The sequence below is a fragment of the Kitasatospora sp. NPDC091335 genome (genome assembly GCF_044757205.1).
GTDB lineage: Bacteria > Actinomycetota > Actinomycetes > Streptomycetales > Streptomycetaceae > Kitasatospora.
In genome coordinates this window covers 23930-48464 of the sequence record NZ_JBIVUM010000016.1, presented here as the reverse complement: position 1 = coordinate 48464, position 24535 = coordinate 23930, and the positions used below count along the sequence as shown (strand labels likewise).

General features: G+C 73.8%; 20 protein-coding genes and 1 tRNA gene. 13 read left to right on the top strand and 8 right to left on the bottom strand.

From position 1 onward, the window contains the following. Positions 1 to 120: 120 nt before the first annotated feature. Positions 121 to 1041 (top strand): sigma-70 family RNA polymerase sigma factor, encoded by a 921-nt coding sequence (locus ACIQOW_RS28855; protein ID WP_401089782.1) that lies wholly within the window; start codon positions 121 to 123, stop codon positions 1039 to 1041. A 115-nt stretch (positions 1042 to 1156) separates the two neighbouring features. Here the strand turns inward: ACIQOW_RS28855 and ACIQOW_RS28850 are convergent, their stop codons facing one another. Next, the gene (locus ACIQOW_RS28850) at positions 1157 to 1678 is read right to left on the bottom strand and encodes a DinB family protein (protein ID WP_401089780.1); all 522 of its coding nucleotides are present in this window, start codon (positions 1676 to 1678) and stop codon (positions 1157 to 1159) included. 64 nt (positions 1679 to 1742) lie between these two features. Further along, entirely contained in the window at positions 1743 to 2318 is a 576-nt protein-coding gene (locus ACIQOW_RS28845; protein ID WP_401089779.1) for a nucleosidase, read from the bottom strand. Between the two features lie 326 nt (positions 2319 to 2644). Here ACIQOW_RS28845 and ACIQOW_RS28840 point away from each other — a divergent pair, with 326 nt between their 5' ends. The 10 genes from ACIQOW_RS28840 (at position 2645) to ACIQOW_RS28795 (ending at position 16325) form a co-directional block, all read left to right on the top strand. Next, on the top strand, positions 2645 to 4114 hold the full coding sequence (locus ACIQOW_RS28840; protein ID WP_401089777.1) for a hypothetical protein: 1470 nt from the start codon (positions 2645 to 2647) through the stop codon (positions 4112 to 4114). A 22-nt stretch (positions 4115 to 4136) separates the two neighbouring features. Further along, positions 4137 to 5096, top strand: a complete 960-nt coding sequence (locus ACIQOW_RS28835; RefSeq protein ID WP_401089776.1) for a glutamate ABC transporter substrate-binding protein — start codon at positions 4137 to 4139, stop codon at positions 5094 to 5096. A gap of 261 nt (positions 5097 to 5357) precedes the next feature. Continuing rightward, positions 5358 to 6725 (top strand): hypothetical protein, encoded by a 1368-nt coding sequence (locus ACIQOW_RS28830; protein WP_401089774.1) that lies wholly within the window; start codon positions 5358 to 5360, stop codon positions 6723 to 6725. A 5-nt stretch (positions 6726 to 6730) separates the two neighbouring features. Beyond that, positions 6731 to 9307 carry a tetratricopeptide repeat protein gene (locus tag ACIQOW_RS28825; RefSeq protein WP_401089773.1) on the top strand — a complete coding sequence of 859 codons (2577 nt, stop codon included), beginning with the start codon at positions 6731 to 6733 and terminating at the stop codon, positions 9305 to 9307. A gap of 3 nt (positions 9308 to 9310) precedes the next feature. Beyond that, positions 9311 to 10654 carry a PP2C family protein-serine/threonine phosphatase gene (locus ACIQOW_RS28820; RefSeq protein ID WP_401089772.1) on the top strand — a complete coding sequence of 448 codons (1344 nt, stop codon included), beginning with the start codon at positions 9311 to 9313 and terminating at the stop codon, positions 10652 to 10654. Between the two features lie 108 nt (positions 10655 to 10762). Further along, complete coding sequence (locus ACIQOW_RS28815; protein ID WP_401089770.1) at positions 10763 to 12163, top strand: VWA domain-containing protein; 1401 nt, start codon at positions 10763 to 10765, stop codon at positions 12161 to 12163. Positions 12164 to 12491: 328 nt separating this feature from the next. After that, complete coding sequence (locus ACIQOW_RS28810) at positions 12492 to 13568, top strand: FHA domain-containing protein (protein WP_401089769.1); 1077 nt, start codon at positions 12492 to 12494, stop codon at positions 13566 to 13568. Between the two features lie 198 nt (positions 13569 to 13766). Continuing rightward, complete coding sequence (locus ACIQOW_RS28805) at positions 13767 to 14684, top strand: ABC transporter ATP-binding protein (protein ID WP_401089767.1); 918 nt, start codon at positions 13767 to 13769, stop codon at positions 14682 to 14684. Then, positions 14681 to 15817: an ABC transporter permease gene (locus ACIQOW_RS28800; protein ID WP_401089766.1), complete on the top strand. Its 1137-nt coding sequence runs from the start codon at positions 14681 to 14683 to the stop codon at positions 15815 to 15817. Before ACIQOW_RS28805 ends, ACIQOW_RS28800 begins: the two co-directional genes overlap by 4 nt. Before the next feature lie 103 nt (positions 15818 to 15920). Continuing rightward, the gene (locus ACIQOW_RS28795) at positions 15921 to 16325 is read left to right on the top strand and encodes a globin (protein WP_401089764.1); all 405 of its coding nucleotides are present in this window, start codon (positions 15921 to 15923) and stop codon (positions 16323 to 16325) included. A 48-nt stretch (positions 16326 to 16373) separates the two neighbouring features. Here ACIQOW_RS28795 and ACIQOW_RS28790 read toward each other — a convergent pair whose 3' ends face one another. The 5 genes from ACIQOW_RS28790 to ACIQOW_RS28770 all read right to left on the bottom strand — a co-directional run bounded on the left by ACIQOW_RS28790 (position 16374) and on the right by ACIQOW_RS28770 (position 22109). Further along, complete coding sequence (locus ACIQOW_RS28790; protein WP_401089762.1) at positions 16374 to 17069, bottom strand: hypothetical protein; 696 nt, start codon at positions 17067 to 17069, stop codon at positions 16374 to 16376. Between the two features lie 29 nt (positions 17070 to 17098). Continuing rightward, the gene (locus tag ACIQOW_RS28785; protein WP_401089760.1) at positions 17099 to 17581 is read right to left on the bottom strand and encodes an acyl-CoA thioesterase; all 483 of its coding nucleotides are present in this window, start codon (positions 17579 to 17581) and stop codon (positions 17099 to 17101) included. 127 nt (positions 17582 to 17708) lie between these two features. Next, entirely contained in the window at positions 17709 to 19373 is a 1665-nt protein-coding gene (ettA, locus tag ACIQOW_RS28780; protein WP_188297656.1) for an energy-dependent translational throttle protein EttA, read from the bottom strand. A gap of 287 nt (positions 19374 to 19660) precedes the next feature. After that, entirely contained in the window at positions 19661 to 21124 is a 1464-nt protein-coding gene (locus ACIQOW_RS28775) for a Cys-Gln thioester bond-forming surface protein (protein WP_401089758.1), read from the bottom strand. A 355-nt stretch (positions 21125 to 21479) separates the two neighbouring features. Then, positions 21480 to 22109: a single-stranded DNA-binding protein gene (locus tag ACIQOW_RS28770; protein ID WP_401089756.1), complete on the bottom strand. Its 630-nt coding sequence runs from the start codon at positions 22107 to 22109 to the stop codon at positions 21480 to 21482. Between the two features lie 668 nt (positions 22110 to 22777). Between ACIQOW_RS28770 and ACIQOW_RS28765 the strand changes: the two genes are divergently transcribed. Continuing rightward, a tRNA-Arg gene (locus ACIQOW_RS28765) sits at positions 22778 to 22853 on the top strand. 344 nt (positions 22854 to 23197) lie between these two features. Here the strand turns inward: ACIQOW_RS28765 and ACIQOW_RS28760 are convergent. Beyond that, the gene (locus ACIQOW_RS28760; RefSeq protein ID WP_401089755.1) at positions 23198 to 23806 is read right to left on the bottom strand and encodes a TetR family transcriptional regulator C-terminal domain-containing protein; all 609 of its coding nucleotides are present in this window, start codon (positions 23804 to 23806) and stop codon (positions 23198 to 23200) included. Positions 23807 to 23881: 75 nt separating this feature from the next. Between ACIQOW_RS28760 and ACIQOW_RS28755 the strand changes: the two genes are divergently transcribed. Beyond that, positions 23882 to 24430: a GNAT family N-acetyltransferase gene (locus ACIQOW_RS28755; protein WP_401089753.1), complete on the top strand. Its 549-nt coding sequence runs from the start codon at positions 23882 to 23884 to the stop codon at positions 24428 to 24430. Positions 24431 to 24535 lie beyond the last annotated feature (105 nt).

Genomic DNA, 24535 nt, shown 5'->3' with positions numbered 1-24535 from the left:
GACCGTCTCCGATTCGTCCTCGGCCGGGAGGGGAGTTGATCTCCCCGCCGCGGCCGTTGTTGGGTGGCTCCTGCTGCCCTGACCCCCGGCGACGAAGGAATGTGACACGTGGACGAGACGGTGGATGAGAAATCTGCCCGGGCCGTGTTCTTCGAGGAGCACCGCCCGCACCTGCGCGCGGTCGCCTACCGGATGCTCGGCTCGGTCAGCGAGGCCGAGGACGCCGTCCAGGAGGCCTGGCTCCGCTACGACCGCACCGACACCGGCGACGTGGCCAGCCTCGGCGGCTGGCTGACCACGGTGGTCTCCCGGGTCTGCCTGAACCTGCTGCGCACCCGTGCCCAGCGCCGCGAGGAGCCGCTGGAGCCCGCCGGACCTGACGGCGAGCCGGGCCCGCCGCGCATCCCCGACCCGCTGCTGCGGCGCGAGGGGGTGGTGGACCCGGAGCAGGAGGTGATGCTCGCGGACTCGGTCGGGCTGGCGCTGATGGTGGTGATGGAGTCGCTGTCGCCGGCCGAGCGGGTCGCCTTCGTGCTGCACGACCTGTTCGCGGTGCCGTTCGAGGAGATCGCCCCGCTGATCGAGAGGACCGCCGCCGCCACCCGCCAGCTGGCCAGCCGGGCCCGCCGCAGGGTGCGGGGGCAGGCGCCCGCGCCCGACCCCGACCTCGGCCGGCAGCGGCTGGCGGTGGACGCGTTCTTCGCCGCCGCCCGCAACGGCGACCTGGGCGCGCTGCTCGCCGTGCTCGACCCGGACGTGGTGCTGCGCTCGGACGGCGGCGCGACGATGGCCCGGCACACGGTGGTGCTCTCCGGCGCCGGCACGGTGGCCGGCCAGGCCGTCCTGTGGGGCACGCTGTCGCCGTTCGCCCGCCGGGCGCTGGTCAACGGCACCGCGGGCGCGGTGGTCATCGGCGACAACGGACGGGCGCTGTCGGTCATGGCGTTCACCGTCGTGGACGGCGCGATCGTCGCGATCGACGTGCTCACCGATCCGGAGCGGCTGGCGGCGCTGGACCTCACGGCCTTCCGGGACCGGTAGAGCCGGCAGGACCGGCAGGACCGGTGGAGTCGTCGGGGCGACGGAACGGGGGTGGCAGGGCTCGGCCCTTCCCCCCGTTCCACGCCCGCCACCCCCGGCGGCCCGACCTGCCCCCTCAGCGCCCGGTCGCGCCGTCCAGCTGCTCCCGGATGATGTCCGCGTGCCCGGCGTGCCGCCCGGTCTCCTCGATCATGTGGACCAGCACCCACCGCAGCGACGGCCCCTCGGCGTCGTCCGGCCGCAGCGAGCGCACGCCGGGACGGTCCAGGCCCGGGGCGGCCGCGGCCACCGCGTCGGACCGCTCGATCGCCGCCCGGTAGGCGGCCACCTCCGCGGCCACGGTCGCGCCGTCCAGCGGCACCTCGTCCGTCGAGCCCGGCTCATCGCCCACGCCCTGGTAGGCCCAGGTGAACCAGTTGTCCTCGACCACCGCGAGGTGTCGCACCAGCCACAGCAGGCTGGTGCCGGAGGCGGTGCCGGGACGCCGGGCGTCCTCGTCGGAGACTCCGTCGAGCTTGGCGATCACCGCCGTGCGCAGGTAGCCCAGGAAGGCCAGCAGGGTGGTCGGCTCGTCCGCGTTCAGGCTCGGCGGACGGACGTCGGAGAACGTGGGCGCGTCGGTGTTCGTTTCGGTCACCGCGCCACCCTAGCCAGCCGCTGGTTCACCGTCACCGGCCTTTTCCGTCACCAACCCTGCGCCGTCACCAGCCCTGCGCGGTCACCCAGTCCGCGAGGTGCCGGGCGCAGTCGTCCACCGACTCCTTCCAGGTGTGCCCCGCACCGTCCCCGGCCTCGTCGCTGACGTGCTTGACCAGCCGCACCGGCACCCCGGCCCGGTGCGCGACGGTGGCGACGGCGTAGCCCTCCATGTCCACCAGGTCGGCGTGCTCGGCGAGCCGGTCGCGGGCGTCCGTGTCGGAGACGAAGAGGTCGCCGGTGGCCAGCACCGGCCCCTCGCCCTTGCCGATCACCAGCGGGGCGCCGTACTCACGCCCGGTGAGCGCGTGCAGGGACGCGGTGTCGAGGTCGTGCTGGATCACCTGGACCACGTGGTGGGTGCCCTCCCAGCCGGGGCGCAGGGCACCGGCCGTGCCGAGGTTGATCACCTCGGAGGGCCGCTCGCCCTGCGCGAGGACGGTGGCCAGCGCGGCGGTGGCGTTGACCTTCCCGATCCCGGTGAGCAGCACGGGCAGGCGGTCGTCCAGGTGGGCGGCCTCCTCGCGCACGGCGACGACGAGCAGCGGACGGTCGGGCGAGATCGTTCCAAGCAGGCGCATGTCTCCATCGTACGGAGGGAGGGGGCGCCGCACCCGGGAACGCGCGCCCGTAACCGGACCCCCGCGCTCCGCCCGGTCGCGGGAACCGCGTAGGGTGCGGCGCGCGTCGGACGGTTCGCCACTTCTCGGGGCGGGCGGCACGTGCACGGGCGGGCGAGCACCGCCGGACACGCACGGGCACGAGCGGGCACGAGCCGTCCGGGAGAACGTGCACGACATGCTCAAGTCCGGCGCAAGTCGGGTGTGGCCGGAGGGACTCGCGGCCATACTGCTGCCATCGGTCGGGCCCCGGGGAGCGGGCCGGGCCCCAGGGGAGGATGAGGCGGGTGGCGACACCAGTAGGCAACGGCGCGCCGGTGACGACGGCTGCGCCCGGAACACCGGCCGTCCGCGGAGCGGCCCCGCTCGCGACGCCCGGCGGTGCTCCCCCGGCGCCCAGACCGGGCGGGGCGCCCGCGAAGCGCCCCCCGAAGGCCGTCGCCACCGGCGTGCGCGCCCGGCTCGCGCAGGCCACCCGCACGCCGCCCGGCCGCCTGCGGCTGGCCGGGGTGGTGCTCGCGGTGCTGACCGTGGCCTTCGGCGGCCTCACCGCCTGGCAGTTGGAGACCAGGGCGCAGGCCGCCGACCGGGTGGTCTCGTACAGTCAGCCGCTCAGCCGGGACGCCGCCGAGATCCACCGCAGCCTGGCCGACGCCGCCACCACCGCGGCGAGCGGCTTCCTGCTGGCCGGCGCCGAGCCCGACAGCGTCCGCAGCCGCTACGAGCAGGACATCGCCACCGCCGCCAAACTGATCGCCCAGGCCGCCGCCCGCACCACGGCGACCTCCCCCGCGCAGGACTCGCTCGCCCGGCTGAACCAGCAACTCCCGGTGTACTCGGGCCTGGTGGAGACCGCGCGGGCCGACAACCGGCAGGGCATCCCGCTCGGCGGCGCCTACCTGCGGTACGCCTCCGAGCAGATGCAGACCGTGCTGCTGCCGGCCGCAGCCGAACTGGCCGCCGCCGAGAACCGGGAGCTGGCCGACGACTACGCCGCCGCCAAGGCGGTGCCGTGGGGGGCGTACGGGCTGGCGCTGGTCGCCCTGGCCGCGCTGGTCTGGGTGCAGCTGACGCTGTTCCGCCGCACCAACCGGGTGTTCAACATCGGACTGCTGGGCGCCACCGCCGCCGTCCTGTCCGGCGCCCTGTGGCTGACCGTCACCGGCCTGACCACCAGCGCGGGGCTCAAGCAGAGCGACCGCGAGGGCGCGACCCCGCTGCGGGCGCTCAACTCCGCCCGGGTGGACGTGCTGACCGCCCGGCTGGCGGAGAACCTGCACTTCGTCGCCCGCGGCTCGACCACCAGGTACGCCGACCAGTGGGCGAAGGCCACCGAGCACCTCGCCGGAGCCGGGAACCCGCCGCCGGAGCGGTCCGGCGGCTCGCTGCCGGAGGCCGTCCGGCTGGCGCCGGAGGCCGCGAAACCGGACGTCCAGGAGGCCGCGAAGCAGTTCGACCAGTGGCGCGTGCAGCACGACGCCGCCCGCAACCTGGAGGTCGAGCACGCCGACTACCAGGGCGCCCTGGAGGCCACCGTGACGGCCAAGGGCGACACGGCCACCGCCGATGTCATCTTCGACGCCACCGACAAGGCGCTCGCGCGGGCCGCCGACATCGAACAGAAGCGCTTCACGCAGGCCGCCGAGGGCACCCGCGGGGACCTGCGCACCGCCGCCGTCGCCACCGCGCTGCTCGGCCTGGTGGCCGCGGCCGCCGCGCTGCGCGGCCTGGGCCGGCGACTGGCCGAGTACCGGTAACGGGCAAGGGGGAGACGGACCGATGAGCGAGAGAAGCTTCAGGAGAAGGACCAGGCCCGCCGTCGCGCTGGCCCTGCTGGCGGCCGGCGCCACCGTGCTGGCCGGCGGCGGCCCGGTCGGCGCCGCACCGGCCGGCACCGCCGCGCCCCTGGCCGTACGGGACGGGCAGCAGGACCAGCAGGCCCAGGCCGACGGCTGCGACATCTACAAGAGCGTGCCGCCGAGCACCGAGGACGGCCCGGCCGTGAGGGCCATCAAGGCCAAGCGCAGCCTGGTGATCGGCGTGGACCAGAACAGCTACCGCTGGGGCGCCCGCAACCCGAACACCGGCCGGATCGAGGGCTTCGACATCGACCTCGCCCGGGCGATCGGCGCCGCCGTCATGGGCGACCCGGACAAGGTGGTGCTCAAGCCGGTGGCCACGGCCGACCGGGTCGAGGCCATCAAGAAGGGCCGGGTCGACCTGATCGTCCGCACCATGACGATCAACTGCAAGCGGATGGAGGACGTCGCGTTCTCCAAGCCGTACTTCAACATCAGCCAGCGCGTCCTGGTGCCGAAGTCGTCGCAGGCGAAGAACATCGACGAGGCGATCAGGGACAAGGCGGTCTGCGCCGCCGACGGGTCCACCGCGCTGAACGTGGTCAAGGAGAAGAACACCGCCCGGCAGGTCGTCACGGTGGAGAACCAGCTGGACTGCCTGGTCCTGATGCAGCTCGGCAAGGTCGACGCCGTCATGACCGACAACGGTCTGGCGGCCGGTCAGGCCGCACAGGACCAGACCGTGCGGATCGTGGACGGCGAGGCGCAGCCGGAGGTGACCGGCGTCGCCATGCTGAAGGACAGCACCGACCTGACCGCCCGGGTGAACCAGGTGCTGGCCGACTACTACGCGCGCGGCGACTGGGCCCGTTCGTACGACCGCTGGCTCAAGCCGTACATGCTCAACGAGGCCGACCGCTACTGGCCGGGCACCCACTGAGCCGGCCGGGGAGTGACGCGCGGGGCGGCGCGGAGGAGGTAGCGCACGGGCCGTCAGCGGGGCGTTGACGGCCTCCGGACGCCCCGCGCCCGCTCCGCCCGGACGGCCACCGGTTAGGGTTCGGGACGATCACCCCGGGGAGACCGGTGGTGGACATGGGGGGGTTGTCGTGGGACCGCAGGCCGGGAACACCGGGATCGTCAGGCACGTCGGAACGGTCGGGAACGTCGGGAACGCACCCGAGGAAGGAAGGGCACCGCGGTGGCGGCATCGGCTGGCCCGGTACTGAACCGGGAGGAGGTGGACCGCGCGCTCGCCCGCCTCGGAGCGGAGCGGGACGCGGTCGAGTCCGCGCTGCTCGCCCTCCAGGACCACCCCGGCCTGCGGCTGCTGGACGGCGCCGAGCTGTCCGGGCGCACCCTGGAGCGCTGGTCCGTCGCCGGCAAGGGCCTGCCGCTGCTGTGGGCCCTGTTCGACCGCTACTCCGAGGCGCTGGCCTCGGCGCGCGCCGTCCGGGCCCGCAAGGCCAAGCCGGGCTCGCCCGAACTCGCCGAGCTGAGCGAACTGCTGACCGGCGACGCGGTGACCGTCCCCGGCGGGGTGGTGCCGGACGGCCCGCAGGTGCTCGGCGCGCCCGCCAGGCTGGTCGAGCGGATCAGCCTGGACGCGCTGATGACCCGGATGAACTCCTGGTACGCCACCGTGCTGGAGGTGGTCAGCGCCGCCGACGCGGTCTGGTCGGCGCTGCCGGCCCGGATCGACCTGCTGCTGGCCGAGCTCCAGCGGGTGCGCACCCTGGGTGCCTCGCTCGGCGTGCGCACCGGCAGCCACCCGCTGGGCGACGACCTGTCCGGGATCGAGAAGGACCTCACCGGGCTGCGCACCGAGGTGCACGGGGACCCGCTGGCGCTGTGGCGTCCGGCCCGGGTGCCCGCCCAGCGCGGCACCGTCCCCGAGGGCTCGGCCTTCGCCGGACCGGCCGGGATGGTGGACACCGAGCGGTTCGACCGGGCCGGGCGGGCGCTGGACGGCGTCCGGCTGGAGCTGGAGGACCTGCTGCGGCTGCGCGACGAGGCCGAGGAGCGCCTCCAGGGCGTCGGCGACCTGCTCCAGCGGGCCGACGCCACCCTGGCCGAGGCCCGCCGGGCGCGCGGCGAGGTGCTGGCGAAGATAGCCTCCAGCGACGTCCCCGCGGTGCCCGGCCCCGCCTCGGCGCTGCGCGAGCGGATCGTCGCGGCGCTGGACCTGCGCCAGGCCGGGCAGTGGGGCCGGCTGGCGCCGCTGCTGGACACCCTGGAGGACGCCGCCGCCAAGGAGCTGACCCGGGCCAGGCAGTCGCTCACCGAGGTGACCCAGCCGCTGGCCGTCCGGGCCGAGCTGCGCGGCCGGCTGGACGCCTACAAGGCGATGGCGGCCCGGCTGCGGGTCTCCGAGGACCCGGAAGTGATCGAACGGTACGAGAAGGCGCGCTGGCTGCTGTGGAGCGCGCCCTGCGACCTGCGGGCGGCGGCCGCCGCGGTGGCCCGGTTCCAGCAGTCGCTGCGGCCGGCCCACACCGAGGCCGAGGCCGGGCAGGCTCAGGAGGCGGCCGGCCAGGCGCCGGCCGACGGACAGGTCCAGGGGGGCTGAGGGTGATGGGCGAGAGGTGCGAACGGCCGGAGTGCTCCGGCGACGGCAGGATCGACGCCGACGGCTACTGCGACGAGTGCGGGCTGGCCCCGGCGGGCGGGACCGGCGGGACCGCCTCGGCGCCCGCGGCGCCCGCGGCGCCCGCGGCGAAGGCTCCCCCGGCGACGGCGGCCGGCCCCGGCTCGCCCTGCCCGCGCGACTGCTCGGGCACCGTCGATCCGGACAACTACTGCGACGAGTGCGGCCTGACCCCGCCCGCCGGCGACACCGGCGTCACCCAGCCCTACGTCCCCTCCGCCCGGGTCTCGCCGGGCTCCGGCCGCGGCGGTTCGGGCCACGGTGCCTCCGGCCACGACGGCTCCGGTCACATCGGCTCCGGCCGCACCGGCTCGGCCCGCTCGATGTCAGGCCGCTCCCGCTCACACCGCTCGACCCGCACCGGCAGCAGCCGCTCGCTCTCGGTGCGCTCCACCCGGGGCACCGCCACCGCGGGCACCCGCAACCGGCTGGGCGCCGGCCTGGTCACCGTGCCGACCGTCGAGGCGGCCGACCCGGCCGCGGCGGTCCTGGTCGATCCCGAGGTGCCCGAGCGCAAGCGGTTCTGCTCCAAGTGCGAGACCCCGGTGGGCCGGGAGAAGAACGGCCTGCCCGGCCGCCCCGAGGGCTTCTGCACCAAGTGCGGCACGCCGTACTCGTTCACGCCCAAGCTGCGCCGCGGCGACCTGGTCGGCGGGCAGTACGAGGTGGTCGGCTGCCTGGCGCACGGCGGGCTCGGCTGGATCTACCTGGCGATCGACCGACGGGTCAACGACAAGTGGGTGGTGCTCAAGGGCCTGCTGGACACCGGGGACGAGGACGCCCTCGCGGTGGCCGTCGCCGAGCGGCGCTTCCTGGCCGAGGTGGACCACCCGAACATCGTGCGGATCATCAACTTCGCCGAGCACCCCGACCTGCGCACCGGCGCCACCGACGGCTACATCGTGATGGAGTACGTCGGCGGCAAGTCGCTCAAGGACATCGCCAACGAGCGCCGCACCCCGGACGGCCGGCGCGAGCCGCTGCCGGTCGAGCAGGCGATCGCGTACGCGCTGGAGGCGCTGCCGGCCCTGGGCTACCTGCACGGCCGGGGCCTGGTGTACTGCGACTTCAAGATCGACAACGTGATACAGAGCGGCGACGCGCTCAAGCTCATAGACATGGGCGCGGTCCGCCGGTTCGACGACGAGGGACCGATCTACGGCACCGTCGGCTACCAGGCCCCGGAGATCGCCACCGAGGGCCCCTCCGTCGCCTCCGACCTGTACACCGTGGCCCGCACCCTCGCGGTCCTCTCCTTCGACTTCCAGGGCTACAGCGGCACCTACCGCGACTCGCTGCCGGGCCCCGAGCAGGTCGAGGCCTTCGCCAGGTACGAGTCGTACTACCGCTTCCTGGTCCGCGCCACCGACCCCGACCCGGCCCGCCGCTTCGCCTCCGCCGAGGAGATGGCCGACCAGCTCACCGGCGTGCTGCGGGAGGTCCTGGCCCTCCAGGACGACCGGCCCCGGCCCGCGCCGTCCACCCTGTTCGGCCCCGAACTGCGCGTCGTGGACACCGAGCTGGTGCTGCCCACCGAGCAGGCCGGCCTGCTCCGGGTGGCCCCGCTGGACCCGGCCGCCGCCGCCCTCGCGCTGCCCGTCCCGCGGGTCGACCCCGGCGACCCCAACGCGGGCTTCCTGGCCGTCCTGATCAACCCCGACCCCGAGGAGGCGCTCGCCGCGCTGGCCGCCGCGCCCGTCGCCTCGGTCGAGAGCCGGCTGCGCGAACTGCGCGCCCTGCTCGAACTCGGCCGCCACCAGGACACCGTGAGCCGCCTCGGCGAGCTGGAACGGGACCAGCCGGACGACTGGCGGGTGGTCTGGTACCGCGGCCTGACCGCCCTGGCCGGAAGCGCCGGTGCCGGACCGGACGCGCGGATCACCGGCCTGCGGGCCGCCGCCGAGGCCTTCGACGCGGTCTACGACGCCTTCCCCGGCGAGGCCGCCCCCAAGCTGGCCCTCGGCATCTGCGCCGAACTGCTCGGCAACGGAGGTGACGCGGCCGAGTTCTACCGGCTGGTGTGGGCCACCGACCACGCCTACCTGAGCGCCGCCTTCGGGCTGGCCAGGGTCCGGCTGGCCGAGGAGGACCGGGTCGGCGCGGTCCGCGTCCTGGAGTCCGTCCCGGCCGCCTCCAGCCACTACACCGCCGCCCGGATCGCCGCCGTCCGGGCCCGGCTGCGCGAACGCCGGGTCACCGACGACCTGGCCGGCGACCTCGGCGCGAGCTCCGCGCAGCTGACCGCGCTGCGGCTGGACGCCCGCCGCCGCGAGGAGCTGGCCGTCGAGGTGCTCGGCGCGGCCCTGGGCTGGGTCGGCGCCGAGACGGCCGCCGGACGGCGCTCCGCCGACCTGGTGGTACTGGGACGTCCCGCACAGGAGCGGGAACTGCGCTTCGCCCTGGAACAGTCCTACCGGGTACTCGCCCGGTTGGCCGACCGGGCGGAGACCAGGATCGAGATGGTGGAACGGGCCAACCGTGCCCGTCCCAGGACGTGGGTGTAGCAGATGCCGCAGCAGACCGAGTGCCCGAGCTGTTCGGAGCCGATGGACCCGGAGGACGCCTACTGCGGCTCCTGCGGGACGGGCCGGGACGGCCGGGCGGCCCCCGGCGCGATGCCGGCCGGCTGGGCCGCCGCCCGCGGCGAGGCCGTACCGTCGCAGCGCGGGCCGGTCTGCGTGCACTGTGCGCAGCCGCGGGTCACCCCGGACGGCTACTGCGAGGGCTGCGGCGGCGCCCAGCCGCGCCCGCGCGACCACATGGAGAAGGCGCTCGGGGGCGTCGCCGGGGTCAGCGACCGCGGCGTGCGCCACCACCGCAACGAGGACTCCTTCACCGTCGCCGCGACCTCCCTGCCCGGCGGCGAGCCGGTCGTGGTCGCCGTGGTGTGCGACGGGGTCTCCTCCTCCGACCGCCCGGACGAGGCCTCTGAGACCGCGGTGGACTCCGCCTCCGAGTCGCTGCTGACCTCCCTGGAGGCCGGCCGGGACCCTGACCAGGCGATGCGCCAAGCCGTCGCGGACGCCGCCAAGGCCGTCGCCGACCTCGCCACCGACGGCGCGGGCCCCACCCGGCCCGACCTCAACGCGCCCGCCTGCACCTTCGTCAGCGCGATAGCCGCGGGCGGACGGGTCACCATCGGGTGGGTCGGCGACACCCGGGCGTACTGGATCCCGGACGACCGCGCCGCCGCCGAGCCGTTCCGGCTCACCCAGGACGACTCCTGGGCGGCCAGGATGGTCGAGGCCGGGCTGATGGGCGAGGCCGAGGCCTACGCCGACCCGCGCGCGCACGCGATCACCGGCTGGCTGGGCGCCGACGCCGAGGAGGTCGTGCCGCACACCCTCGACTTCACCCCGCACGTCCCCGGGGTGGTGCTGATCTGCACCGACGGGCTGTGGAACTACGCCGAGGCGGCCACCGACCTGGCGTACTACGTGCGCCCGGACGCCCGCACCGAGCCGCTCGCCACCGCGCAGACCCTGGTGAAGTTCGCGGTCGCGGCCGGCGGCCACGACAACATCACCGTCGCCGTGCTGCCGATCGACCCGCCGGCCGCCGCCGAGGAGGCCGAGCAGACCCCCACCGCGCTGGACCTGCCGATCATCGCCCCGCGGTCGGGCGACCGCACGGCCGGTCAGCCGGTCGGTCAGCCGGTCGGTCAGCCGGTCGCCGAGGAGGACGAGGACTACGAGCCGACCCTGCCGGACCTCCCGGTGATCGGCTCCCCCGCCGCCCCGCTGCCCCCGGCCCCGCCCGCGCCCCCGGAGGTCCCCCCGGCGCCGGCCGCTCCCGCCGCGCCGCCCGTCCCGCCCGTCCCCCCGCAGCCGCCGCACCCGCCGACGGCCTGACCGACCCACCGCCGGAGGCCCCGGCGCCACGGCCCGCCGGCCCGTCCGGCGGGCCGCCCGACCGTCCTGAGCACGTCCACCCCTCACCCGACGGGAGCCGACCGCCCCATGGCAACACTGGCGAAGCCGAACCTGCCCAGGTTCAACGTGGAGATCTTCCAGAACGAGTACCTGGCCGACGGCGCCCGCGAGGTCAACGCCATCGTCACCGTCACCGCGACCGGCGGCGGGACCTCGGGCGGCCGTCCGCTCGGCTACGCCGACGCCGCCCCGGCGGGCTCCGGTGCCGTGGGCTCCGGCGCTGCGGGCTCCGTCACCGCGGGCTCCAACACGGCGGCGGCCGTGGTCATCCTGGTGGACTGCTCGGGCTCGATGGACTACCCCAAGTCCAAGATCAACGGAGCCCGCGAGGCCACCGCCGCCGCCATCGACGCGCTGCGCGACGGCACCGCCTTCGCCGTGGTCGCCGGCACCCACGAGGCCCGCGACATCTACCCCGGCGACGGCACCCTCGCCACCGCCTCCGCCGCCACCCGCGCGCAGGCCAAGGAGTCGCTGCGCCGGCTCACCGCGGCCGGCGGCACCGCGATGGGCACCTGGCTGGGCAAGGCCGACAAGCTCTTCCTCACCCGCCGCGACATCGCCATCCGGCACGCCGTCCTGCTCACCGACGGCAACAACGAGCACGAGTCGGCCGAGGACCTGGCCCGCACCGTCGAGCGGGTGACCGGCCACTTCACCGCCGACTGCCGCGGCGTCGGCACCGACTGGCGGATCGACGAGCTGCGCAAGATCTCCTCGGCCCTGCTCGGCACCACCGACATCGTCGCCGAACCCTCCGGCCTGGCCGAGGACTTCCGCTCGATGATGGCGGGCGCGATGGGCAAGCAGGTCGCCGACGTCGCGCTGCGGATCTGGACCCCGGCCAACGCCACGGTCAGGTTCGTCAAGCAGGTCGCCCCCGCGGTCGAGGACCTGACCGGCCGCCGCACCGAGACCGGCCCCCGGGCCGGCGACTACCCGACCGGCTCCTGGGGCGACGAGAGCCGCGACTACCACGTCTGCGTCGAGGTGCCGGCCGCCTCGGTCGGCAACGAGATGCTGGCCGCCCGGATCAGCCTGGTGCTGCCCGACCGGCTCGCCGGCGGCACCCCCGAGGTGCTCACCCAGGGCCTGGTCAAGGCGGTCTGGACCGACGACCTGGCCTCCTCCACCCGGATCAGCCCGCAGGTCGCCCACTACACCGGGCAGGCGGAGCTGGCCTCCTCCATCCAGGAGGGCCTGGAGGCCCACCGGGCCGGGGACGTCGACCGCGCGACCGCCAAGCTGGGCGCCGCCGTCCGGATCGCCCACGCGACCGGGAACGAGGGCACCTACAAGCTGCTCCAGAAGGTGGTGGACGTGGTGGACCCGAAGGAGGGTACGGTTCGGTTCCGTAAGAACGTGAGCGAGGCCGACTCGATGACCCTTGAGACCCGGTCGACCAAGACGGTACGTGTGAAGAAGTGACCGCTGAAGACGTGACCGGGCCGGCGCCCCGGCGCGACGCCGCACCGAGCCGGCCCGAAACGAGGGGGACCTGATGCCGATCTGCCCGAGGGGCCACGAGTCGCAGGCCGAGGACTGGTGCGACTTCTGCGGCTTCCCGATGACTCCGCCGGCCCCCACACCGGGGGCGCACGGAGGCTACCCGGGGGCGCCCGGGACCGAGCCCGCGCCCGGCGCACCCGTCGGGTACCCGGGGCACTCCGGCGCGTCCTTCGGCGCGCCCCCGCTGCCTCCGCCGATGCCCCCGGGGGCCGTCCCGCCGCCCGGGGCGCCCCTGCCGCCCCCCGGCATGTCGACCCCGCCCCCGCACGGGACCCTGCCGCCGTACGGGGCCGTCCCGCCGCAGGCCGGGCCGCACGGCCTCACCGAGGGCCTGACGGTCTGCCCGATCTGCCGCAGCCCGCAGACCGGACGGTTCTGCGAGGAGTGCGGCTACGACTACGAGCTCTCCACGCCCTCGCGCCGCCAGGTGCCAGGTGCCGGCGGGCCCGGTGCCCCCCAGCCGCCGCTGAACATCCCGGAGACCTACGGCGGCCCCCCGCAGCAGCCCCAGGGCCCGGCCGGTCACGCGCAGTTCGGACAGCCCCCGTTCGGCCGGCCGCCGTTCGAGCAGCCCCCGTTCGAGCGGCCGCCGTTCGGGCAGCCGCCCGCGGCGCAGCAGGCCGTCGCCCCGCCCGTCCCGGCACAGCCGCAGGCCCCGGCGCAGCCCCACACCTACGGCTACCCGCCCGCCAACGGGCCGGAGGGGCAGTTCCCCGACCCCTCGGTGCGCGAGGACTCCGGCCCGGTGTACGCCCACCCGGCCGGCCCCGGACCGAACAGCCGCGGCGGCGACTTCGGCACCTCCTTCCACCTCGCCCCGCCGCAGCAACAAGGCCGGCAGCAAGCGCAGCAGCAGCCGCAGCAGCCGCACCCGCAGCAGCCCCAGGAACCCGCCCAGCCCGCCGAGCCGGTGCGGGCCAACTGGATCGCCGTGGTCTCGGCCGACCGGGACTACTTCACCGACATGATGGCCCGCAGCGGCCCCGAGGCGGCCGGCCTGTTCTTCCCGCCGTACTGCCCGGAGCGCCGGATCCCGCTGACCGGCCGCGGCCAGCTGCGGATCGGGCGGCGCAGCCAGCACCGCGGCACGGTGCCGGAGATCGACCTGTCCGTCCCGCCGGAGGACCCGGGCGCCTCGCACCAGCACGCGCTGCTCGCCGAACAGGCGGACGGCAGCTGGGTGCTGGTGGACCAGGACTCGACCAACGGCACCACCGTGAACGGCGGCGCGGAGCCGATCGCCCCGCACACCGCGGTGCCGCTGAACGACGGCGACCGGATCCACATCGGCGCCTGGACCACCATCACCGTGCACCGCGGCTGAAAGGCCGTCGACTGACGAATCGTCACGGAAAGGCGGGCCGGACGATTTCCCGGCGATTCGCCGTCGCCAACTCCGGCCGGGCCGGGCGGAATTCGACATCCGCCCGGCCCGGCCCCGTTTCCCCCCACCTCGAAGTGTCCGCGAATTCCCCGGCTCCGGCCTGCACAAGAGCCTTCACAAGCCCTAGGCTCAGGGCGCATGACTGCTGCTATATCCGCTGACGGCATCCGCCAGCGGTACGGGGATGTGCAGGCCGTCGACGGGGTGTCCCTCACCGTCGAGGCCGGCGAGTTCTACGGGATCCTGGGCCCCAACGGGGCCGGGAAGACCACCACGATGGAGATCCTGGAGGGCGTCCGGAAACCGGACGAGGGCCGGATCGAGTTGCTGGGGATGCGACCCTGGCCGCGCAATCCGAAACTGCTGCCGCGCATCGGCGTGCAGTTCCAGGCGACCGCCTTCTTCCGGAAACTGACCGCCCGGGAGACCATCCGCACCTTCGCGTCGTTCTACGGGACCGGCCCCAGGCGGGCCGACGCGATGCTGGAGCGGGTCGGCCTCGTCGACAAGGCCGAGACCCTGACCGACCAGATGTCCGGCGGCCAGGCCCAGCGCCTGTCGATCGCCTGCGCGCTGGCCCACGACCCGGAGCTCGTCTTCCTGGACGAGCCCACCACCGGCCTCGACCCGCAGTCCCGGCGCAACCTCTGGGACCTGCTGCGGGACATCAACGCCGAGGGCCGCACGGTCGTGCTGACCACCCACTACCTGGACGAGGCCGAGGTGCTCTGCGACCGGGTCTCGATCATGGACCACGGGAAGGTCCTGCACACCGGCGCCCCGACGGCGCTGATCCGCGAGATCGACGACACCGTCCGGATCAGCGTCGCCTCCGGCCAGCTCCCGCTCGACCGGGCCCGCGAACTGCTGACCGCCGCCGGTGCGGACATCGCCACCCTGGAGGACGACACCGTCTCGCTCTCCGTCTCCACCCGGCTCCCGGCGCCGGTGCTCACCGTCCTGGCCGAGCAGAACGCCCTGCGCGGCCTGGAAGTGCGCGGCGCCACCCTGGAGGACGTCTTCCTCCAGCTGACCGGACGGGAGTTCCGCGCATGACCGCCACCACCCCCACCGAGCCGCGGGACGGCGCCCGGCGCGGCGGCCCGGCCGCCGGCGAGCGGGAGCGGGTCAGCGCGTTCTGGAGCCTGTCCCGCGCGATGCTGCTCGGGCTGAAGCGCGACCGCACCGCGAGCTTCTTCATCCTGCTGTTCCCGCTGGTGTTCCTGGTGTTCTTCGGCGCCGTGACGCAGAGCGCCGGCAGCCCGCACGCCAAGGTCGCGCAGGTCGGCGCGGTGAAGCTGTTCGACTCGATCCAGGGCGAGGACCGGGCCGCGCTGGAGCAGGTCCTCACCATCACGAGGACCGACGACGAGGCCGCCACGCTGGAGAAGGTCCGCAAGGGCGACTACCACGCGCTGATCACGCAGGGCCCGGACGGCAGGGTCGAGCTGCGCTACACCGCCGCCGACCAGGTCCGCGCGGGCACCGTCCAGGGCATCCTCAACTCGGTGGTCCAGAACGCCAACCAGGCGGCCACCGGCCAGAAGCCGGCCTTCGTGCTGGACTCCCAGCAGGTCGAGGACAAGTCGCTCAAGCCGATCCAGTTCCTCACCCCCGGCCTGCTCGGCTGGGCCATCGCCACCGGCGCGGTGTTCGGGGCGGCGCTGACCCTGGTCAACTGGCGCAAGTCCAAGGTGCTGCGCCGGCTGCGGCTGGCGCCGATCAGCGCCGGCACCGTGGTCAGCTCCCGGATCCTGGTCTCGCTGCTGACCTCGTTCCTCCAGACCGCCGTCTTCCTGGCGGTCGCGGTGGGCTTCTTCGGACTGAAGCTCACCGGCAACTGGTGGCTGGTCATCCCGCTGGTGGCCTGCGCGACGCTCGCCTTCATGTCGATCGGCCTGCTGGCCGGCTCGGTCGCCAAGACCGAGGAGGCGGCCAACGGCATCTCGCAGCTCATCGTGCTGCCGATGTCCTTCCTGTCCGGCGCGTTCATCCCGATGGACAACGCCCCGGGCTGGCTGAGGGGCGTCTCCCAGGTCATGCCGCTGCACTACCTGGTCGACTCCGCCCAGTCGGTGCTCACCCGCGGCGGCGGCGTCATGGACGCCCTGCCCACCATGGGCGGGCTGCTGCTGTTCGCGGCCGTGCTGACCGGCATCTCCTGGAAGCTGTTCCGCTGGGAGGACTGACCGTCCCCTGACATCCGCCGACGTCCGCCCGATCCGGTCCCGACGGGGTCGTACGCCTTTGGTCCCGGTGTACGACCCCGTCGGCGTCTGCGACCATGGTCGGGTGAGAGAGATCCGGCGAGGCACGTTGAGCGAGGAGACCTTCTACGACCAGGTCGGCGGTGAGCCGACCTTCCGGCGGCTGGCCCACCGGTTCTACGAAGGCATCGCCGAGGACGAGTTGCTGCGGCCGATGTACCCCGAGGACGACCTCGGGCCGGCCGAGGAGCGGATGGCGCTCTTCCTGATGCAGTACTGGGGCGGCCCGCGCACCTACAGCGACCGGCGCGGCCACCCGCGGCTGCGGATGCGGCACGCGCCGTTCAAGGTCGACAAGGCCGCGCACGACGCCTGGCTCACCCACATGCGGGCGGCGGTGGCGAGCCTGGAGCTGCCGGCCGAGCACGAGCGGCAGCTGCTCGACTACCTGACCTACGCCGCCGCCTCGATGATCAACACCCCGGGCTGAGCCGCCCCGAGCCGTCCCCGAGCAGCTCCACGGGGCTGCCGGGCGGGCCTACCGGACCGGGCTGAGCCCCAGCCCCGCGCCCGGCGCGGCCGCGGTGCGCACCGCCACCGAGCCCGCCGGGGCGCTCAACCGCAGCCAGCCGCCCGCCCGGTGCACGGTGAGCGGGACACCCGGCTTCAGGAAGCCGATCACGTACGCGGCGTGCGGTGCGCGCAGCGGCAGCTCGGGCAGCACGCCGACCGGGCGGGACCAGATCTCGTCGGCCAGCGCGTCCAGCACCGCGCGGGTGCGGTGGTGCGCCGGGACGGCCTCGCTGCGCTCACGGAACTCCCGCACCCCGGCCATGAGTTCGGGGTACACCTCGGCCACCGACGGGGTGCCGGCCGGCCGCCAGCCGGTGCGCGGCGGCAGCAGCCCGGCCCAGGCCGGTCCGGTCACCGGCGCGGGCAGCGCGAGGCGGCCCGCCTCGGTGTCCACGCCGTCCAGCAGCTGACCGGCCGAGACGGTCAGATCCACCGGCTCGTCCAGGCCGCTCAGCCGGACGGTGCGGATCGCCAGCGCACCGGAACCGCCCAGCGGCAGCCGTCCGAAGACCGCCAGCACGCCGTCCCCGCCGCCGCTCCGGTCCACCGCCTGGAGCCGGACGGCCGCCGCCCGGTCGAAGCGCAGCAGGCGCAGCAGGAAGGCGGAGAGGTCGGCGGCCTCCCCGGCGTCGGTCAGGGCGAGACGGGCGGTGATGGTCACGGCGTTTCAGCTCGAATCGTCAGGTGCGGTCAGACGGTGGCGACTGCCACGGCGCCCTTCTCGTCGGCGGTGGCCCGGCCCGTGGCGGCGGCCTCGTCCGTGAAGCGGCTGAGGAACTCCCGCTCCACCGGCGAGATCCGGCGCGGCCGGCCCTCGGCCAGGTCGTACGGGACGACCACGGTGGACGCCCGGACGTACACGACGTCGCTGCCGTCCTCGGCGACGTCCTTGATCTCGTAGGAGACGGTCAGCGAGGCGACGCCGATCTTCGTCACCCAGGTCTCGATGGTGACCGGCGTCGGCCGGTGCACCAGCGGACGCTTGTAGTCGATCTCGTGGCGCGCCACCACCGAGCCGCCCGCGAACTCCCCGGCGCCGGCCTCGGCGGCCTGGGTGAACATGAAGTCGATCCGGGCCTCCTCCAGGTAGCGCAGGAAGACCACGTTGTTGACGTGCCCGAAGGCGTCCATGTCGGACCAGCGCAGCGGGCAGGCGTAGATGTGGCGAGCCACGGCAGTTCTCCTCGGTGTCCGGTCTCCCGCCGCCGTCCACCGCCGGTGCGGCGGCGGTCGGCGACGGGCCGCGGCCCGGCAGGCCGCCCCGGAGGGCAGTCTGCCGGGCCGTTGTGACGGCTGGATGTCAGCCTCGGGTCAGCTTCTTGTACGTGGCCCGGTGCGGACGGGCGGCGTCGGCGCCGAGCCGCTCGATCTTGTTCTTCTCGTAGGACTCGAAGTTGCCCTCGAACCAGAACCACTTGCTCTCGCCCTCGTAGGCGAGGATGTGGGTGGCCACTCGGTCCAGGAACCAGCGGTCGTGGGAGATGACCACGGCGCAGCCGGGGAACTCCAGCAGCGCGTTCTCCAGCGAGGAGAGCGTCTCGACGTCCAGGTCGTTGGTGGGCTCGTCGAGGAGCAGCAGGTTGCCGCCCTGCTTGAGGGTGAGCGCCAGGTTCAGGCGGTTGCGCTCACCGCCGGAGAGCACGCCGGCCGGCTTCTGCTGGTCCGGGCCCTTGAAGCCGAACGCCGACACGTAGGCGCGGGACGGCATCTCGACCTGGCCGACGTTGATCCAGTCCAGACCGTCGGAGACGACCTCCCAGAGGGTCTTCTTCGGGTCGATGTTGGCGCGGGACTGGTCGACGTAGCTGATCTTGACGGTGTCGCCGACCTTGACCGTGCCACTGTCCGGGGTCTCCAGGTCCTGGAGCATCTTGAACAGGGTGGTCTTGCCGGCGCCGTTCGGGCCGATGATGCCGACGATGCCGTTGCGCGGCAGGGTGAAGCTCAGGTCGTCGATCAGGATCTTCTCGCCGAAGGCCTTGTTGAGGTTCTCGACCTCGATGACGACGCTGCCCAGACGCGGGCCCGGCGGGATCTGGATCTCCTCGAAGTCCAGCTTCCGCATCTTGTCGGCCTCGGCCGCCATCTCCTCGTAGCGGGCCAGACGCGCCTTCGACTTGGCCTGGCGGCCCTTGGCGTTGGAGCGGACCCACTCCAGCTCTTCCCGGAGCCGCTTGGCGCGCTTGGCGTCCTTCTGGCCCTCGACCTTGAGCCGGGACTGCTTGCTCTCCAGGTACGTGGAGTAGTTGCCCTCGTAGCCGATGGCGCGGCCGCGGTCGAGCTCCAGGATCCAGCCGGCCACGTTGTCCAGGAAGTACCGGTCGTGGGTGACGGCCACGACGGTGCCCTTGTACTTGGCCAGGTGCTGCTCCAGCCAGTTCACCGACTCGGCGTCCAGGTGGTTGGTGGGCTCGTCGAGCAGCAGCAGGTCGGGGGCCTCCAGCAGCAGCTTGCAGAGCGCGACGCGGCGCTTCTCGCCACCGGAGAGCTTGGTGACCGCCCAGTCCCCGGGCGGGCAGCCCAGGGCGTCCATGGCCTGCTCCAGCTGGGCGTCCAGGTCCCAGGCCTCGGCGTGGTCCAGCTCCTCCTGGAGCTTGCCCATCTCGTCGAGCAGCGCGTCCGAGTAGTCGGTCGCCATCAGCTCGGCGATCTCGTTGAAGCGGTCGAGCTTGCCCTTGATCTCCTTGACGCCGTCCTGGACGTTCTCCAGGACCGTCTTGGTCTCGTCCAGCGGCGGCTCCTGGAGCAGCATGCCGACGGTGAAACCGGGCGAGAGGAAGGCGTCGCCGTTGGAGGGGTGCTCCAGGCCGGCCATCATCTTCAGCACGGTCGACTTACCGGCGCCGTTGGGGCCCACGACGCCGATCTTCGCTCCGGGGAGGAAGCTGAGCGTCACGTCGTCAAGGATGACCTTGTCTCCGTGAGCCTTGCGCACCTTGCGCATCGTGTAGATGTATTCCGCCACGTGAGATCGCTCCGGCGTCGTCGGGAGTATTCGGCTTGCAGCCTTCCATTGTGCCGCACCCGGCCCGGAGGCCCGAATCGCCCAGGTGACCCCCACCGGGGTATCCGGAGCCGCTCGCGCCGTCCCGGGAACGCGGCGGCTCGGACCGCGGCCTCCCCCGGCTCCCGCCCACCCGGCCGACGCGACGGCCCGGCCCCCCGCAACGGGTGCGGGGAGCCGGGCCGGTTGCCGCTCTCAGGGCCTCGGAAGGTCAGCGCCTCCCGGCCCACCGGGGCGGTTCAGTCGGTTCAGGCGGCGCTGCGACCGTGGCGGCCGCGGCGGCGCAGGACGAAGACGGCGGCGCCACCGGCCACCACCAGGCCACCGGCGACGGCGGCGAGGATCGGGGTGGAGTCATTGGCACCGGTCTGGGCCAGGCCACCGGTGCCCGGGGCGGCGCTGGTGGTCGCCGGGGTCGGCTGGCCGGCGCCGCTGCTCGGGGTGGCCGAGGGCGTCCCGGTCGCGGCCGGGGTGGTCGGGGCGCCGGACGGCGTCCCGGGCGCGGCCGGGGTGGTCGGAGCCGAGGTCGGAGTGGTGCCGGTGCCGGTCTTGCAGTCCAGGACGCCCTGGAAGTCGCGGCTGTAGCCGTTCGGGCCGGTGACGGTGATCTTGTAACCGGTCTTCTCAGCGACCGGGACGAGCACGCTCTCGGTCTTGCCGGGCTGGACGGTCAGCTGCTGCTTGCCGACCGTGACGGTGCCGGCCTCGTCGCCGCCGTTGGTGACGGAGACCCGCACGCCGTTGTTCGCGCACTCGACCTTGGCGGTGCTGTCGATCAGCGCGCCCTTGGCCTGCTTCCAGGTGCCCTTGGCCGCCGCGGCGACGCTGAGCTTGCTGGAGCCGGCCAGGATCATGGTCTGGCTGTGCTCCTCGCGGGTGTAGCCCTTGCTGAGGAAGACGCGGCCGCTGGGCACCACGGTGGAGGCGGTGGCGTTCAGCGTGACCGAGCCGTCGGAGGTGCCGGCCGGCACCTCCAGGAACAGCTGGGTGTCCTTGGCGATCGGGCCGGTCAGGCCGCCGGCGACCGGCTTGTCGTCCTTGAGCAGCTTGACCTTGTCGGCCCCGTCACCGGAGACGGCCAGCTTCACCTCGGCCGCGCTGGAGTTGAGGGTGAACGGGCCGAGCTTGCCGCCGGACTTGCCGGAGACCGAGTCCGGGTTGAGCGCCAGCGAGGGCTTGGGCTCGGCCGCGATGCCCTTGTTGGCGTCGCCGACCAGGTAGTCGCGCAGCTTCTTGGCGCCGGCGTCGCGCGGGACGGCGTTCTTCTTGTCCGAGTACTTCCAGATCGCGGCCTGGGTGCCGGCGGCGGCGGCCTCCGGGGTCAGGCTGTCCGCGCCGGCCGCCTTGGCCAGCGCCGTCAGGTCCTTGACCTGCGGGTAGGAGTTCTCCAGGATCCAGCGGATCTTGGCCGCGGCCTCGACCTTGTTCTTGTCACCGAGGGAGCTCGAAGCCCAGTCGGACTCCTGGTACTGGATCTTCTTCCTGATGTCCACCGGGAAGCCGAAGTCGATGCAGTACGTCTGGAGCTCGCCGTCGGCGGTCTTCAGCGTGAACAGACCGCCGTCGACGGTGCCCTCGCCCTCGACGTCGAGCTTCCCGCCGAGCATGGTGGGCTGCACCACAGCGGTCACACCCGCGCCCGGGGTGTCCGCCGCGACCGCCGCACCGGCCGCGAACAGGCCTCCGCCCAGCGCCAAGCTGGTCGTGAGCATGACAGTGGTTATCCGGGACAGACTCCGCCCCTGCCTCTGGAACATCTTGGGATCCCTCCGGGCGAGGCCGCACCGAGTGGGAGGCCTGCCGACTTGCCGTGCCGCGCGTGCCCCCTGTGGCTCCGCTGCGGATATGAACCAGACGAATCCTATTGAGCCCCGGAGGTCCCGAAACCCCCATGCGAAATCAGGACGATTCCGTATCTGTATCGTTATCAATCCCCTCAGGTCCCACACAAACTGACGGGGGACCAGAAAATCGCCGACGCCTTTCCGTTATCCGTTCGGATTGCGCGCACGGGTACAACGACCTTCTCGACCAACATATTTGTCGACAGGGAAGGTCATCGCCCCGTCAGGTCAGCGCTCCCGCGGTGTCACCTCCCCGCTCCCTCCCGGCCGCCTCGTCCGGCTCCCCGTCGGCCGGCCTCCCACCCGGCGGCAGCGCCCGCACGACGGACGCCGCGACGGCCACCGGGGCGGCCGGGGCCGCCACACCCGGGGCCCCGACCGCCGCCGCGGAGGCCCTGCGCGCCTCCAGTGCGCCGGCGATCCACGGCGGCACCACCCCGCCCCCGGGCTCCGCCCCGGCCGGCCCGGCGCCACCCGGCGACTGCCCGCGCACCCCCGTCGCCCACCGGAATGCCGTGGTGCCGCGAGTGAGGTCGTGCCCGACCGATCTGGCGTCGATCTCGACCCGGCTCCGCTTCGCCTCCCCCTCCGTCCACTCCCGCACCCGCAACCGGCCGCTGACCAGCACCGGATCGCCCTTGGCCAGCGAACCGATCAGGTTGACCGCCAGCGCCCGCCAGGCCGTCACCGTCACCCACTGCGTCTCGCCGTCCACCCAGCACTCGCGCTGCCGGTCGTACCGCCGCTCGGTGCAGCCGAGCCGGAAGTTGGCCATCGGCACCCCGCCGGTGGTTTCCCCGTAGCTCACCTCCGTCGCGACATTGCCGGTCACCGTCACGTGCGTCTCGCTCACGGCACACCCTCCGTTCCCGCCGATGCACCGTACGGAATCGACCGGTGCGCCCCGAGCGTGCACTCCGAAAGAAATCCCGGCCACCGACTTCCGAAATCCTGTGGATAACTCGGGCCTCAGGAACTGTTTGTCACTCGCAGGGGTGAATTTCGGCCTTCCGGCACCACCACAGCCTCCGCCTCTTCGCGGTCATGACAACAAAACCGCTGCTCGCCGCCCCGCCGGCACACCGTGGAACCCGCCGCGAACGGACCGCGGAACGGGTCTCGGAACGCGCCCCGTCGTCCGTCCGCGCACGTCATCCGACCGGCGCAACCGCGAATAAGGCCCCCACCCCGCGCCGGCGGCGGCACATTCTCCGTGCCGAATCCATAACGGGTGAGGAGGCAGCCCCGTAACGACTGCACAACGTCCGGCTCGGAACACTCCCAGACCGCTGCACTCACGGCCTTCACCTGCGATTATCGGACCGCTCCACCGAACCGACACACCAACGACGGTGTCGTCACACCCGGCCTGGGAACTGGACACCCTTATCCTGTCCCCGACAGGGCGAGGGCCCACCACCCCCACCCCTGCACTCAGGAACGGGGCCGGACGGCGCGCGCCCCGGCGCTCGCCGCCCCGATCCCGGCCACGGTCGCGCCCGCCCGGGCGCCGCCCGTCCCGCCCCCATAGCTCAGCGGATAGAGCACCCGCCTTCTAAGCGGTAGGTCGCAGGTTCGAATCCTGCTGGGGGCACCACCTGCCATTCCGCGGGCCACGCACGGTCGCGACCATGCGTGGCCGCGCCGGGCCTCCCGGCAATCCCCGACAGCCCGCGCACACCCACCGCGCATAACCCGTGACAATGCGTGTCGCGTCCGCCGTGAAAACACCCGGTGGCCAATGCCTGTGCCCCGGGCATTCCCGCCGCGTCTTCGTGCGGCGCAAATCCCGGGCGAATCCCCACCCGGTATCACCCGGAACGCCCGGGAGCCCCCGGAAACGCCCGGAACGGGCCGGCCTCAGCCGCCCGGCCCCGGGGCCCCGTACGGACCCGCTCCGGCCTGAAGCCGGTCCCGCGCCAACCCCGGGGCCCGGCCCGGCTACTCCGCGAGCCCGGCCAGATAGGCGTCCAGCAACGCCTCCTGCCGCTCCGCCGGAAACTCCCCGGGGGCGAACAGCGCCTGCACCACCAGACCCAGCGCGAAGGCCTGCGCCCCCGCCGCGAGCGCGGCCGGGTCGGCCCGCGCCGGGAGCTCCCCGAGCCGCTGGGCGTCCGCGACGTGCGCCGTGAGCGCCGTCCGCGAGCGCGCGTAGCGGCCCGCGTGCGCGGCCGCCAGGTCGGGATCGGCCAGCGCGTGGTCCCAGGAGCCGACCCAGATCCGGTTGTCGGCCGCGGACTCGCCGTCCAGCGGCAGCACGTCCAGCAGCGACGCCCGCACCCTGGCCAGCCCGGCCGGCGGCGGGCTGCCGTCGGCGGGGGCGGTGCGCCGGGGCCGGGCCAGCGAGCGCCGGTCCAGTTCCTCCAGCGCATGGCTCAGCAGCGCCCGCTTGTTCGGGAAGTAGTGCGTCAACAGTCCGGTGGTGGCGCCCAGTTCGGCGGCCACCGCGCGCAGGGTCAGCCCTTCGAAGCCCCGGCTGGAGAGCACCCGCCACACCCCCTCGGAGACTTCCGAGCGGCGGGCGTCATGGTCTCCACGGGCGGGCGTCATGGGGGCTATCGTACATACCAAACGTTTGTTATGAATGGTCTCAGCCAACCTCAGCACCCCCGTGAAAGGCCGCCCGTGTTTGCCGTACCGCTCGCCGAGAACGCCGAACTGCGCCCGCTGGAGCCCTGGCAGGCCCCTGAGTTCCTGACCCACATCGACCGCGCCCGCGCCCACACCGACCCGTGGATCCCCTGGGCGACCTTCTCGGTCGACCTGGACTCCGCCCGCGCCACCCTCCAGCGCTACGCCGACGGCCAGGCCGCCGACCAGAAGCGGATCCACGGCATCTGGCTGGACGGCACGCTGGTCGGCGGCGTGATGTTCGTGAGCTTCGACGCCCGGTCCGGCGTCTGCGAGATCGGCGCCTGGACCGAGCCGGCCGGCGAGGGCCACGGGCTGATCACCGCCGCCGCCAAGCAGTTGCTCGACTACGCCTTCGTCACCCGCGGCCTGCACCGCGCCGAGTGGTGGTGCTCCTCCGTCAACGACCGCAGCCGGGCCGTCGCCGAGCGGCTCGGGATGACCCGCGACGGCGTGCTGCGCGAGTGGTACCCGTACAACGGGGTCCGGTACGACAAGGAGATCTGGGCCGTCCTCGCCTCGGAGTGGACCGGCCGGGCCTGAACCCGGACGACGCGGGGCCCGGTGGACTCCCCGTCCACCGGGCCCCGCGCCCTCCCCCGTACCCGCCGGCCCGTCAGGCCCGTCAGGCCCGTCAGGCCCGTCAGG

What these genes read in the sequence shown, in the direction of transcription:
- ACIQOW_RS28845 (WP_401089779.1), bottom strand. Translation starts at nt 2,318, where the DNA reads ATGCGCCTGCTTGGAACGATCTCGCCCGACCGTCCGCTGCTCGTCGTC.
- ACIQOW_RS28835 (WP_401089776.1), top strand. Translation starts at nt 4,137, where the DNA reads ATGAGCGAGAGAAGCTTCAGGAGAAGGACCAGGCCCGCCGTCGCGCTG.
- ACIQOW_RS28825 (WP_401089773.1), top strand. Translation starts at nt 6,731, where the DNA reads ATGGGCGAGAGGTGCGAACGGCCGGAGTGCTCCGGCGACGGCAGGATC.
- ACIQOW_RS28820 (WP_401089772.1), top strand. Translation starts at nt 9,311, where the DNA reads ATGCCGCAGCAGACCGAGTGCCCGAGCTGTTCGGAGCCGATGGACCCG.
- ACIQOW_RS28815 (WP_401089770.1), top strand. Translation starts at nt 10,763, where the DNA reads ATGGCAACACTGGCGAAGCCGAACCTGCCCAGGTTCAACGTGGAGATC.
- ACIQOW_RS28810 (WP_401089769.1), top strand. Translation starts at nt 12,492, where the DNA reads ATGTCGACCCCGCCCCCGCACGGGACCCTGCCGCCGTACGGGGCCGTC.
- ACIQOW_RS28805 (WP_401089767.1), top strand. Translation starts at nt 13,767, where the DNA reads ATGACTGCTGCTATATCCGCTGACGGCATCCGCCAGCGGTACGGGGAT.
- ACIQOW_RS28800 (WP_401089766.1), top strand. Translation starts at nt 14,681, where the DNA reads ATGACCGCCACCACCCCCACCGAGCCGCGGGACGGCGCCCGGCGCGGC.
- ACIQOW_RS28775 (WP_401089758.1), bottom strand. Translation starts at nt 21,124, where the DNA reads ATGCTCACGACCAGCTTGGCGCTGGGCGGAGGCCTGTTCGCGGCCGGT.
- ACIQOW_RS28760 (WP_401089755.1), bottom strand. Translation starts at nt 23,806, where the DNA reads ATGACGCCCGCCCGTGGAGACCATGACGCCCGCCGCTCGGAAGTCTCC.